The following is a 13521-nucleotide window of genomic DNA, read 5'->3' as shown; positions in this document are numbered from 1 at the left end:
ACTGCCACACCGCATTCGCGAGCAAGCCCGCTCCCACAGTTGACCTCTTTCGGCCTCAGGATCTTGCTCAGAACTGCCAGTTCAGGCTCAAACCCACACCCTGGATTTTTTCCCGGCCAGCCAATTGGCCGGTGTAGTCGAGGTTGACCCGTGTGCTTTTGCTCAACGCCAGGCTCGCCTGCACGCCCACCAATGCCGCGTCGCGCATCAACGGCGAGCTTTGCACCGCAAACGACGGCCCTCCGGCGACAAACGCCAGGTGCTCTTCGGATTCAACGGCACTCAGGCTGTGCTGCCAGCCCAGCGAGCCGGAAACGTCCAGTTGCTGGCGGTCATTGAGGGGGAAGGTTTTTGCCGCCCGCAGGCCCAGGGTGCTCAGCACCGCATCGCGGCTGTCACTGCCACGCTCCAGCGCGGCGGCGTCGCCTTTCTCGTCAAAGCGTTCGTTGTCCAGATGCACGTAAGCCAGGTTGGCGAACGGCTCCAGCGCCACCGAGGACACGTTCAAACGGTAGGCCGCTTCGGTAAATACCTGGGCACTGCGCGCATCCAGCTTGGTCTTCTGCTTGCCGCTGACTTCGCCGTACTGCAAGTCGCGTTTCACGTCGCCGCGATGCCAGCTGTAGGCACCGCCGACGCTCAAGCGCCAATTGCCCAGCTCATGCCCGGCGTAGGCGCCGAGGTGGTAGCTGTCGATGGACGCCGATGAATGCGTGCCGCTGCCCATGTTCAGCGAGCTGTCGCTGTAACCGGCCACGAGACCGGCACGGGTCTGCTCGTCCAGCGCGCCGTCGACACCGGCCAGCATGCCGCCCAGTGAGCTGGTGTAGCCTGCCGTGTCGCTGCGGCTGTCGGTCTTGCCCCAACTGCCGAGCGCCTTGACCCACACGTTGCTCTCACCGGTAACCGGCGTATGGCGCAGGCGCTCGCCCACGGCATCGCGTACCTGGCGGCTGTCATTGATCAGCATTGTGCCGATGGCCGGGTAGATTTCTCCCGACAGCTGCTGGAAACCCGACTGCGCCGTGGCTGCCGAGTCTGACCGCAGGATGCTTTCGTACACCGGATTACCGGCGCCCAACTGCTCGGCGGCCGCCGCCACCGAACGCTGGTTACGAGTGGCACCGACACTGGCGAAACTCGCATCACTGCGGGCAATGCCCAGTTGCACACCGTTGGCGGCATAGTCGAGGGTGCCGCCGAGGAACAGGTAGTTGGGCAACACGGCACCGAACTGGCCCTGGATCCCGCCAGCCGCCTGGAGGATGTTGTACTGGCGCCCCACCAGCCTTTCCGCCTGTTGCAGGCTGAGCAGGGTCGGGCTGTTTTCCAGGGCCAGGGTCACGGTGCCGCCGCCGAGGATTGCCTTGCCCGTGGCGACAATCCGGTCGCTGGTGGTGGGGGTGAGTTCGACCGCATAGGTGGAGCCGGCGGCGAGGTTCACATCCCCGGCCACTTGCAGGGTGCCCACGGAGTTGCCCGGCGCCACGGTGCCGCCGCTATTGACCTGTAACGCCGCGATGCGACCGGAGCCGCCCAACGTGCCGCTGTCATTGACCGTCACCGCGGACGTCAGCGAGCCATTCACCGCCAACCGGCCGCCATTCACGGTGGTCGGGCCACGGTAGGTGTTTTCGCCCGCCAGGATCAGGCTGCCCGCACCGGACTTGGTCAGGCTGCCTTCGTAGATACGCTGGGCCGCGGCTGCCGCACGGGCAGTGCCAACGGCATAGTCCGTCTGGTCCTGCTGACTCGCGCCGGCGCCCACGCCGTTCTCCCAGCCCTTGTCGCGCAGGGTTTGCTGCCAGGCCAGGGTTTCGGCGCTGTCTTCGGCCTGGCGCTGGATCAGCGCCTTGTCGGAGATCGCATTGCTCCACACATCGCCCTGCCCGGCCGCCAACGTGACATTCATCGGCCCGAGCAATTGCCCGGGCCCGTGCATCGCTCGGCCAAGGTCCGGCACGCCCCAGCCCACCTGGGTGGTCGGTGCGTCGGTGACCGCGCCATTGAGCTGGGTGGCCGTGGTCAACAGCACCTGCAAGGCCTGTTCGTTGTTCAGGTACGGATAGCGTTCCATCACCAGCGCCAGTGCGCCGGTGGCATGGGGCGCCGACATCGAGGTGCCGGATTTCACCCCATAACCGCCATCGGGAATGGTGCTGTTGATCAACGCCCCGGGGGTGGAAATGCACCAGTACTTGGCGATGCCGCACTGGTTGTATTTCTGGTTGTTCGCCTTGTCCAGGCCCGATACCGCCAGCCAGTGGCCTTCCAGCTCCGGCTGGAAATACGGCAAGGCCGAACGCACGCTGGCGTTGGCGTAGCCGCTGTTGCCGGCACTGAACACGTTGATCACCCCGGCTTTGGCCACATCGGCCGCGGCATCCAGCCAGGTGTTCCGGTTGTAGTGCTGGGCATAGGCAGCGTGCAGGTCGCCAATGGTCTGGTAGCTGACATCCTTGGGTTGGCTGCCCCAACTGTTATTGATCGCGCGCACGCCGGAATCCACCAGCGCGCTGTACACCGCCTTGAAGTACTTGGGGTCTGGCGTGGGGCCGAACAGGAAACTGTCGCTGGCGTTGGTGTTGCCGACGTAGATCTGCGCGTTGTACGCCACGCCGTGCATGCCCACGCCATCGCGGGCTGCGCCCATGGTGCCGGTCACGTGGGTGCCGTGGGAGTCATTGTTTGGGTTGAGCGCGCCGGTGGTCGTGAAGGGGCTGCCATCGACGTAGGTGCCGCTGGCGGTGACCGCGTGATAGCGGTCTTTTGAGGCTTCAGGATGGTTGGGGTCGAAACCCGAGTCGAGGGCGCCGATCTTCACGCCACTGCCGGTGATGCCGCTCGCATAGGCCTCGTTGGCTTTCATCCGCTCCAGGCCCCAGTCGCTCTGGAACTCGGCGGAACGCCAACTGCCGGGGTCGCCGACTTTGCCGGCTTCGATGTACTGCCCGTGGGCCGCCACTGACAGCAGCAGCAAGGAGCCTGCGGTGAGAGGTTTGAAGCGAGGTGAACCAGTAATCATGAAGAGTCCTTTTTCTTATTGTTGAAATACCTGTGGCGAGGGAGCTTGCTCCCGCTGGAGTGCGCAGCGCTCCCAAGATCTTGGGGCCGCTACGCAGCCCAGCGGGAGCAAGCTCCCTCGCCACAACAAGCGCCCTTGCCACAGAAAACTCCCTTGCCACAACAAGCTCCCTTGCCAAAACAAACGCCCATGCCACCAAAGCTCCCTTGCACCAAGTACCACTCGTCCAGGCATCAGCGGCTCTCAGGACCAAACGCCTCGTCCACCTTGGCCAGGTCGGTGTCACGCAAGTTGCCCGCGTAGTAATGCAATTTGGTCCAGGCCATCAGGTAGTCGTACCGTGCCTGGGCCAGGTCGCGACGGGTGCTGTACAGCTGCTGCTCGGCGTTCAGCGCATCGAGGTTGACCCGCTCGCCGCCGAGGATGCTTTGCTTGGTCGAGACCACCAGCGCTTCAGCCGAAGTCAGCGCCTTTTGATACGCCCGCAACTTGCTCACTCCCGACAGGCAAGCACTGAACTGGCGCCGCAGTTCGATCAGGGTTTCGCGAGTCTTGCCTTCCAGTTCGTACTCGGCCTGCTCCATGGCGCGGCTGGCCTGGCGGGTGGAAGCAGAGACGCCGCCACCGGCATACAACGGCATGCTGACTTCGATGCCGATGGTGTTGGTGTCGTAGCGCTGGTTGTAGGTGTTGCCGCTGTCGGATTCCTGCTGGCGCGAGCTGGCATACGCCGTGATGCGCGGCAGGTGCCCTGAGCGGTTGCGCTCCACTTCATAACGCGCCACTTCCACGGACTGGCGTTGCGAGGCCAGGTTGGGGTTGTTGGTCAGCGCCAGTTCGTGCCAGGTGTCGTAATTGGCCGGGGTCAGGGTGAAGGCGGCAAACCCCGGGTTCAGCGGGGCCAGGTCGTTGATGTTGACGCTCTGCACGCCAATCAGCGCCCCGAGTTCGCGCAGCGAGGCGTCCTGTTCATCCAGCGCCTGGATCTCTTCGGCAGTCGCCAGCTCATAGCGCGACTCGGCTTCCAGGATGTCGGTGCGGGTGCCCTCGCCCTGCTGGAACAGATGCTGGTTCTGCTGGAACTGCTGCTCGTAGGCCTTTTTCTTGGCGCGGGCAATGTCGATCTGGTCCTGGGCAAACAACGCCTGGGTGTAATAGGTCAGCACCCGCACCAGCAGCGCCTGGCTCTTGTCGCGGAAGCTCTCGTCGGCAAACAGTGCCTGGGCCACGCCCTTGCGGTAGTTGGCATAGGCTTCGTAGTCGAACAGCGGCTGTTGCAGGGTGAACGTGGAGCCATAGCTGTTGTAGTTGCGGTCATCGTGATAATTGCCGCCGCGCCCGTCGGGCAAGGTGGCCTGGGAGTTGTTGCGGCCCTTGTTGTAGTTGTACGAGAGCTTGGGCAGCAGGCCGGCGCGGCCGATGGTGCGGTTTTCCAGGCCGGCGTCGCGCTCCTTGATGGCGCCGAGGAATACCGGGTCGTTGCGCAGGGCCTGTTCGTAGACATCGAACGGGCCCATGGCGGCCTGGGCGTTGCCGCAGGCGAGCAGTAAGGCGATGAACATCGGCTTCATGCTCATTCCTCGGTCAACGCCGAGCCGGCGCGGTCCAGCAGCGGCTTGAACAGGTAATTGAGCAAGGAGCGCTCGCCGGTGCGGATGAACATCTCGGCGGGCATCCCCGGCTTGATCACCAGGCCATGGAGTTTCTCCAGGGCGCTGCTGCTGACGGTGGTGCGCAGCACGTAGTAAGGCATGCCGGTTTTTTCGTCGAGCATCTGGTCGGCGGAGATCAGGCTCACCTCCCCCGGCACCCGCGGCGTGCGGCTCTGATTGAAGGCGGTGAAGAGAATGTCCACCGGCAAGTGCGCACCGACCTTGTCCACCAGGTGCACCGGCAGGCGCCCTTCGACTTCCAGGCGGGTGTCCTGGGGCACGATTTCCAGCAGGGTTTCACCGGCACGCACCACGGCGCCTTCGGTGTGCACGCCCAGGTTGACCGCGATGCCATAGGCGGGCGCGTTGATCTCGCTGTGCTGCAGGTCGAAACCGGCGGAGGTCAGTTGTTGCTCCAGGGTCAGGCTGCGCAACTGCGCGTCGGCCAGTTGGCTGCGCACTTCCTTCTGGTACTCCTCGCTGTGCTGCTGCAACTTGAGGCGCGATTCGAGGATGCCCTGCTCCACCCGCCCGCTTTCGCCGGTGTTCTGCGCCAGGTCCTGTTGCACCTGGGACAGTTGCCGCTGGTATTCCATCAGCCGGTTGCGCGGGATGTAGCCGTTGTCGGCCAGGGGTTGCAGGTTGTTCAACTGGTCTCGCAGGGATTGCGCCTGGGCGGTCAGGTCACTGCGGGCGCGGCGCATGCCGTTCAGTTGCGCCGTAGCGCCTTCGATGCTGGCGCGAATCCCGGCCTGTTCCCGGGCAAAGGCTTCGCGGCGGCTACTGAACAGTTGACGCTGGCCTTCGAGGACCAGTGCCAGGGCTTGATCCGGGTTGCCGCTCAGCTCGGGCGGAAAGGTGATCGTCGACTGGTTATCCCGTTCGCTCTGCCACCGTGCCACGCTGGCCCAGGCCATGCGGTACTGGGCTTGCAGGGAGTGCACGTCGGCCTGGTTCTGCGTCTGGTCGAGCCGGAACAGCGGCTGGCCCTGCTTCACCGCCTCGCCCTCACGCACCAGGATCCGGCTGACCACGCCGGGGCTCAGGGTTTGCACCGCCTTGCGCTTGCCCGATACCACCACCGTGCCTTGTACCGGGATCCCCTGGTCCAGCGGCGCCAGACTGGCCCAGAGGAAAAACCCGCCGGCGCCGACCACCGTCAGCAGCCAGCCCATGCGGGCGAAGAAACGCGCGTCGTGCTCGGGATGGGTCTGTTCGTAATCGCGGTTGATTTGAATGCTGCTGTCGCTGCTCATGCGCCTGGATTCCTTCCGGCTTGATACTGACGGCTGAGGCTGACCCCGGCCTTTTCTCGTGGTGCTTCCTGCTGGCCGGACAGTGCGCGCAGCACGTCCTGGCTCGGACCAAATGCCTGCAAACGACCTTCGTTCAGCACCAGCAGCTTGTCGGCCTGGGCCAACGCCGAGGAACGGTGAGTCACCAGCACCACCGTGCTGCCCTGGGCTTTCATCTGCATGATCGCGCTGGCCAGGGCGGCTTCACCCACGGTGTCGAGGTTGGAGTTGGGCTCGTCGAGCACGATCAGGCGTGGCCCGCCGTACAGCGCGCGGGCCAGGGCGACCCGTTGTTTCTGCCCACCGGACAGGCCGCTGCCCTCGTCGCCGAGCACGGTGTCGTAGCCGTGGGGCAAGCGCAGGATCAATTCGTGCACACCAGCCTGTTGGGCGGCCTGCACCACCCGCTCCGGGTCGGCTTCACGAAAGCGCGCGATGTTGTCGGCGATGCTGCCGCTGAACAGTTCGATGTCCTGGGGCAGATAACCGATATGCGGTCCGAGGTCGTCGCGGTCCCAGCGATGAATGTCGGCTCCGTCCAGGCGCACGGTGCCCGCCAGGGTTGGCCATACGCCCACCAGCACGCGGGCCAGGGTTGATTTGCCGGAGCCGGAAGCACCCAGCACGCCGAGCACTTCGCCCGCAGTCAGGTTGAAGCTGACTTGATGCAAGGTTGGCACGCGTCGCCCCGGCGGGCCTGCGCTGACTTGCTCGAAGCTCACATTGCCCTTGGGCGCCGGCAAGGCCATCTGCTCGCCCTGAGGCGGAAACTCGCGCATCAGGTTGTCCAGGCGCTGGTAGGCCAGCTTGGCCGAACTCCATTGCTTCCACACGGCGATCAACTGGTCGATGGGGCTCAACACCCGACCCATCAAAATGGAGCCTGCGATCATCATCCCGGCGGTCATGTCGCCCTTGATCACCAGGAGCGCACCCAGGCCCAGCACCAACGATTGCAGGCACAGGCGCAGGGATTTACTCAGGGAACTGATGATCGAGCCGGTGTCGCTGGCCTTGTTCTGCAGGCCCAGGAACTGCGAATGCACCTTGAACCAGCGCTTGCGCAATGCACCCAGCATGCCCATGGCCTGGATGGTTTCGGCGTTGTGCAGGTGGCTGGTGGCCAATTGGGTGGATTGCTGGGAATAACCGCTGGCTTCACCCAGAGGCTTTTTGGTCAGGTATTCGTTAAGGCACGCCAGGGCTATCAGCAGCACGGCACCGGCACTGGCCAGCACCCCAAGCCATACGTTGAACAGGAAAATCACGAACAGATAGATCGGAAACCACGGCGCGTCGAAAAACGCGAACAGCGCAGGCCCGGTGATGAATTGGCGGATGTGGGTCAGGTCCCCCAGGGATTGCCCGCCATGGCCTTCGCCCCGTTGCAGGTTGCGCTCGAAAGCGGCCTTGTAGACCCGCAGGTTGAAACGCCGCTCCAGCTGGCTGCCGATGCGAATCACGATAAAGCTGCGGATCACCTCCAGCACACCGATAAAGGCGAAGAACCCCACCACCATCAGCGTCAGCATCACCAGGGTGGTTTCGTTCTGTGAAGACAGCACGCGGTCGTAGACTTGCAACATATAAATCGACGGCACCAACATCAATACGTTAATCAATGCCGTGAAACAGCCAATACTGATCAGAATACTTTTGTAGTCGCCGAGTGCCTTGAACAGTGGTGCAACGGGAGTGGTCTTCGCCATGTTGCCTGATCTTCCCTGAGCCGAATGACGCGCAATAGTTTACCGAGCGCCCCAATAAGGGGCGGGCAAACATTAAAATCGGGTTATATCGTTATAACGAACTATTACGGTGCACGTTGCAATATCAATACCGCGCCGGTTTTTGCGCGACCTTCATATTCGCCTTCTTTCTGGCGATTCAAATGGGTTATGCCGGTGCCTTCGGCATTCATCAGCCAAATACCATCGGGAGTAGGCGTCCAACTAACGGGGGCTTCCCCCAGCCATTGTCCGGCGCACTCCACATCGCCCCCTAACGCGTTAGCCTGCTCAATCAAGTCCAGTGCGCACACCTGCTCTTGCTGGTGCAGCGCCCAATGCCCGGCCAACTGCGCGGAAGTAGGTAAAACCAGACTGCTTGCCATTGCTGTGGCTCCTGCCGACATAAGCAACACCTGGAAACTCCAGGCCACGGTACTGCGAAATAGCGTCATCACCTTCGCCCGTTCATGGGGTGGATGCAAGGGCAGAGGGCGGCGCGTGTGCGCCACCCTCCTTTACGCGTGTATCAGGCCACGATGTCGCTGACGGCTGCCTGGCCAACGGTGGTGACGAGGAAATCCGCCACGCCGTGCCCGGAGAAGTCCACGGCCAATGTGCCCAGGTTGGTACCCGAAGCGTAGGACAGCACCGCGTCGCCGGCATGACCGGTAAACGCGTTGACGAAGGTCAGGCCTGCACCTTTGGTGATGCCGGTGAGGTCGATCTTGTCGGAACCCGAGGTGAAGTCGAAGATCTTGTCGGCCGCACCCGGCTTGGAGTCGGAGCTGGCGCCGAACACGAAGGTGTCGTTGCCTGAGCCGCCCCACAGCTGGTCTGCACCGCCGCCGCCGAAGATGATGTCGTTGCCGGCACCGCCCTTGAGGACGTTGGCGGCTGCGTTACCGATCAGCAGGTCGTTGCCCGAACCGCCGATGGCGTTCTCCACGGTCACACCCTTGGCGATGGAAACGTTGCCCACCAGGCCGCCAACGTCGGAGAACGAGGTTTCATTGAGGTTGATCTTCTGGTTCTGGGTAAAACCGGAGAAGTCCAGGGTGTCGTTGCCGCCACCGTCCCACACCGAGAACACCAGCTTGTCGGCCGATGAAGTGGCGCTGAGGAAATCACGCCCGGTGTTGGAGTTGAAGCCGTAGGTGGTGTCGCCGGCGCGGGTGTTGTAGTTGGCGCCGTAGAGCTTCTGGATCGCGGCGATGTCGTCAATCAGCGGGCCGGACGAGTAGGCTTCTACCCCGCCTTTGCTGAAGTTCTGGTTGGTGTTGCTCTCGCTCCAGTAACTCATGACGCTGTAGCCACGCGTGTCCTGTCCATAGTCCGCGTCTTTGTACGAAGGGTTGCCGGTCCCGGCGTTGTAGTCGCCAGGGTGGTCCAGGCCCAAGGTGTGGCCGATTTCGTGGGTCAGGGTCTGCCGGCCATAGTTGTTCAGGTCCGGGGTCTTGTTCGGCGTGTAGCTGTTGTTCGTCAGGTACCAGGAAGTGCCGTCAAGACCGCTTTCGTTGTACTTGGCGTTGGTGCCTGGCAGGTAGGCAAAGGCCGCTGCGCCGTCCTGGCCGCCGCTGTAGTTGCCGAAGGTCATGTGGAAGTCACCGCCCGAGGCTTTCTCGGTGAAGGTGACATTGGCCACATCGGCCCAGGATTGCATGGCCAGTACGGCCTGTGCTTTCTGCTGGGTGTTGAACTGGCTGAACCCGGTGATCCCATGCTTGTTCATGGTCGCGTTCGAAGCCGAAGTCAGGAAGGTGTAGGTGAGATCGATCTTGCCGTTGCCATCCACGTCCCGGTACGCGGCGTTCTCACGCAGCAGGTGGTCGGCGGCCTGGTCAACGGTGAACGACGGTTTGCCATTGACCGTGAGGTTGCCACCGCGGTCGTATTGATGGCTAAAGCTATCGATCTGGGTGTAAGCGGTACTTGCTTGAGCCGCCGACACAATAGCTTTGTCTTTTACTTTTGACATAAACGTACTTCCTTGTTTGCAAGTGGAACAGTTTTTGTCCGACCGGACCCACTCTGGCGAGTAAGTCCGATCACTCGCCCCTTTTGAAGGCGAAAGAAAACTGACACAACCTGAAATCATTCGTCCAGCGGTTTTTATCCAAGGATAAAGTTGGGCCGGTGAACAAAACCTGCAAACACTGGTAAATAGCGCGTTATTAAAATCCAGCTATTTAAATATTAAATACTCCTAAAGACATTTAGCCACGAATGGATCCAAAGTATTGACTGAGGTGCACTAAGAAAGTGTCACCGTGTCATTGTTAGTATTGATTGGCCACTATTTAAGTGTTTGTCCCGTATTACCGGGACAAGACTTAGTTTACTTACTGGCCGCGCCAGCCGGTTTGGCGCAATGCCTGCAGGAGCGTGTGGGCATCCAGCGCGGGCACCCGCACACCCTGGTCGGTGGTCATGTCTTCGCCGGCCACTATGGCATTAATGATCGCCTCTTCCACGGCCTCCGCCGCCGCGCTGAACAGCGGTGAAATGTGGTCGTTATTGACCATTTGCAGGGCTGTGCTGAGGGGCGAGCCCTTGCGCCCGTAGTCGGCCACCGGCAAATCCTGATTGCCGGTGGCGAACGCCAGGAACAGGTCCCCGCTGGAGTCCTCGGTACCGCCACCCGTGCGCGCAATCCCGATGGACGCGCGTTGTGCCAGGCGCTGGCATTGATGGGGCAACAACGGCGCATCGGTGGCGATGATCACCACGATGGAGCCCATGCCGGGTGTGCCGCGATCGGCAAAGGGTGACGGGATGTCCATCAATTGCCGGCCTACCGGGTAACCATCCACGCGCAGTTCCTGGCGCTTGCCATGGTTGGCCTGCACCAGCACACCGACGGTCCAGCCACCCTGCTCCGCCGGCAAGCGCCGTGACGCGGTACCGATGCCCCCCTTGAACTCATGGCAGATCATCCCGGTGCCGCCGCCCACGGCGCCCTCCGCCACCGGCCCGGATTCGGCGTTGGCCAGCGCCTCGCGCACATGCTCCGGGCCGACGTGCTGGCCCCAGATATCGTTGAGCAAGCCGTCGTAGGTTTCCATCACCACCGGCATGCACCAGTACACGGCGGGGTCTTCGAGGCTTTCGCGCTCCAGGGCGATCAGCGTGTCGCGCACAATCCCGATGCTGTGGGTGTTGGTGATCGCCAGCGGCGTGGTCAGCAACCCCGATTCGCTGATCCACTCAAGGCCCGTGGCGTCGCCATTGCCGTTGAGCACGTGGTAGCCGGCAAAACACGGCTGATACCGCGCGGCACCGGCCCGGGGCTGGATCGCCGTCACGCCGGTACGTACGTGTTTGCCGTCGATGCGGGTCTTGATCGTACTGTGGCCGACCCGAACCCCTGGAACGTCGGTGATGGCATTCAACTCACCGGGCGTACCCAGTCCCAAGGTGATGCCCAATTGACGTGCACGCATAACCACTCCTTACAATTTTTGAAACGCCGGACTCAACCGGCCACTGATGCAATACAGGATCACCGACAGTGCCAACAGGCCGATGATAATCATGATGTCGCGAACCGAGGCGGCAATCGCCAGGGTCACCAACAGGTAGCCGGCGCCCAGCACCGCCAGCAAGGCCGGCACCGGCCACAACGGCATGCGATACGGGTGCTCGCGGTCACGCAGCAACACCCGGCTCATCAACGCGCTCAACGCCACGATCAGGTACACCAGCATGATCAGCAGTACGCTGAAAGACGTCAGGTCCGCCAGGTTGGAGCTGAAGCTGAGCAATGCCGAAGGGACCGCCAGGAACAGCGTAGCCAACCACGGGGAATCCCAGCGTGGATGAATCCGGGTGAAGAGTTTGTTGATGGTGGGTGTCCACAGCGCATCTCGGCCGCTGCTGAACACCACCCGGCCAATCTGGATGACGATGGCGACGATGGCGTTGAATACCGACAGGAAGATCCCGGCGCTGACCAGCCGCGACAGGGTTTCGTTACCGTGGCTGGTCAGCAGGTAGCCGATCGGGTCGGGGCTGCTGATCATCGCACTGAGGGATGGCGCACCGATCAGCAAGGCGGTGATCGGCACCAGCTCGATGACCACCACCAGGCCCAGGGACCACAACACCGCCTTGTGCACGCCCCTGCCGCCGCACTTCATGTCTTCGGCCAGCAAGACGGCGGGACCGTAGCCATTGAACGAGAACAGGCCGATGCCCACCGCGCCGATGACCAGCGCCCAGGGCGCCAGGTGCAGCACGCCGTTCTCGACGATTTGCGGTTGCAACAGCACGCTGACCGGCTGCACCGGATTGCCGAAGCCGATAAACACGATCACCAGCAACGCCGCCACTTCCAGCAGCAGGCAGGTGCCGGTGATCCAGGCATTCAGCTTGATATTGAGGATGCCCAGGGCGTAGCTGCACACCACAATCACCAGGGCCACGGTTTGCGAATCGAATTGGGTGCCGAGGGCGTTATTCAGGTAAGTCGCCGCCCCGGTGGCCAGTACCGGCGGGATAAACAGCAGCATCACCAGTACCGTGAGGAACGTCGCGTAGCCGGCCATGCCGCCGAACACCCGCTTGGCATACACGTATTCGCCGCCGGCGCTGTTGTGGGCACGCCCGAGTTCGGCGTAGCAAAAGGCGAACATCAGCGCCAGCAAGGCGGCCATCACAAAGGCCAGGAACACCCCGCTGCCGGCCTGCTGGATGGCAAACGGCGCAATCACGAACACTGAACTGGCCGGGGTGACCGCCGAGACGGTGATGGCCACTACATCGAATACGCTCAGGGTGGGTTTCAGCACGCCGTCGGGCGTGGAAGGAGCACTCATATCGTTATCCTCTTGATTGTTCTTGGTTTGAGGCAGAAACGAAAAGGTGAAGCGGCGCAGGGTATGTTCCCCGCTGACTGACGGCCAACTTAAACACTCTGTGTAGATCGGCCAATTCCCCTATTGGAGTACTCCCCTTGACGCCGCCGGGCAAAAGTCGAACCCTTGCGGCCTGAATCCTTAGCGTGGAGCTGCACATGAGCCTGTTCAGGGAAGTCGGCATGCACGCGGGCCTGGGGCGTACCGTCGCACAGATCGGCACCGGGCGTTTCTGGAAGCAACTGGTGCTGTTGCTGCACCAATGCCTGCCCTTCGACAATGCCCTGGCGATCTTCTACCCCGCCGATGGCCCGCCCGAAGCGCTGGAAGAATACGACGCACAACCGAGCAGCAAACCGGCGTCGATGCTGGTTTATCTGAATGGCTTGTACCTGTTGGACCCGTTTTTCCAGGCGTGTCGCGAGGGGTATGCCAGTGGCGTCTACCGCCTTGAGGAAGTGGCGCCGGATCATTTTCGCCAGAGTGAATACTTCCTCAATTACTTCCACGACAACGTGCTGGAAGACGAGGTGCAATTCATCCTGCAATTGCCGGGTGCGGGGACGTTATCGCTGTCGTTGGGAATGCAGCGGTTGTTTACCGGCGAGGAAACGGGGTTGATGACCACGCTCGCGGCCTGGGTGTTGCCATTGATGCAGCAGCATTGGCAGCAAAGCACCCAGCGAGTGGCCGCGCCGGCGGAAATGGCCAGCCAGATACGGGACGCGTTGAGTCATTTCGGCTGTGGCGTGTTGTCGGAACGGGAGCTGGAAATAGCGCGATTGGTGTTGCGCGGGTTTTCGTCAAAAGCCATGGCCGAACGGCTGAATATCTCGCCGGATACGGTCAAGGTTCACCGCCGGCACCTGTATGCCAAGCTGGATATCTCATCGCAGCCGGAGCTGTTTTCGTTGTTTATCCAGTCGTTGGGGCATGACTTGGAGAATCCTTGATTCCGCGGCGCGG

9 protein-coding genes are annotated in these 13521 nt (G+C 62.2%); 1 reads left to right on the top strand and 8 read right to left on the bottom strand.

All coding sequences use genetic code 11. From position 1 onward, the window contains the following. Positions 1-67: 67 nt before the first annotated feature. The 8 genes from HX786_RS26050 to HX786_RS26015 all read right to left on the bottom strand — a co-directional run bounded on the left by HX786_RS26050 (position 68) and on the right by HX786_RS26015 (position 12516). Positions 68-3025, bottom strand: coding sequence for an autotransporter serine protease (locus HX786_RS26050; protein ID WP_178912795.1), 2958 nt, complete (start codon positions 3023-3025; stop codon positions 68-70). A 233-nt stretch (positions 3026-3258) separates the two neighbouring features. Beyond that, on the bottom strand, positions 3259-4596 hold the full coding sequence (locus tag HX786_RS26045; RefSeq protein WP_102604636.1) for a TolC family outer membrane protein: 1338 nt from the start codon (positions 4594-4596) through the stop codon (positions 3259-3261). 2 nt (positions 4597-4598) lie between these two features. Continuing rightward, a complete protein-coding gene (locus HX786_RS26040) occupies positions 4599-5933 on the bottom strand; it encodes an HlyD family type I secretion periplasmic adaptor subunit (protein ID WP_178912794.1) in 1335 nt (444 codons plus the stop codon). Continuing rightward, the gene (locus HX786_RS26035) at positions 5930-7681 is read right to left on the bottom strand and encodes a type I secretion system permease/ATPase (protein ID WP_134326662.1); all 1752 of its coding nucleotides are present in this window, start codon (positions 7679-7681) and stop codon (positions 5930-5932) included. Before HX786_RS26035 ends, HX786_RS26040 begins: the two co-directional genes overlap by 4 nt. A 104-nt stretch (positions 7682-7785) precedes the next feature. After that, positions 7786-8154 carry an AprI/Inh family metalloprotease inhibitor gene (locus HX786_RS26030; protein ID WP_158213549.1) on the bottom strand — a complete coding sequence of 123 codons (369 nt, stop codon included), beginning with the start codon at positions 8152-8154 and terminating at the stop codon, positions 7786-7788. A 74-nt stretch (positions 8155-8228) separates the two neighbouring features. Further along, positions 8229-9677 carry a serralysin family metalloprotease gene (locus HX786_RS26025; RefSeq protein WP_003217113.1) on the bottom strand — a complete coding sequence of 483 codons (1449 nt, stop codon included), beginning with the start codon at positions 9675-9677 and terminating at the stop codon, positions 8229-8231. A 364-nt stretch (positions 9678-10041) separates the two neighbouring features. Further along, entirely contained in the window at positions 10042-11142 is a 1101-nt protein-coding gene (locus HX786_RS26020) for a P1 family peptidase (protein ID WP_178912793.1), read from the bottom strand. Positions 11143-11151: 9 nt separating this feature from the next. Beyond that, positions 11152-12516: an APC family permease gene (locus tag HX786_RS26015; RefSeq protein WP_003217116.1), complete on the bottom strand. Its 1365-nt coding sequence runs from the start codon at positions 12514-12516 to the stop codon at positions 11152-11154. 197 nt (positions 12517-12713) lie between these two features. Between HX786_RS26015 and HX786_RS26010 the strand changes: the two genes are divergently transcribed. Beyond that, complete coding sequence (locus tag HX786_RS26010) at positions 12714-13508, top strand: response regulator transcription factor (RefSeq protein WP_371132459.1); 795 nt, start codon at positions 12714-12716, stop codon at positions 13506-13508. The last annotated feature ends 13 nt before the right edge of the window (positions 13509-13521 follow it).

Origin of the sequence: Pseudomonas sp. 21615526 (assembly GCF_013386245.1) — a bacterium.
Taxonomy (GTDB): Bacteria; Pseudomonadota; Gammaproteobacteria; order Pseudomonadales; family Pseudomonadaceae; genus Aquipseudomonas.
Note: the sequence above shows the minus strand (reverse complement) of the source record. Positions and strands in the feature narration are given on the sequence as shown.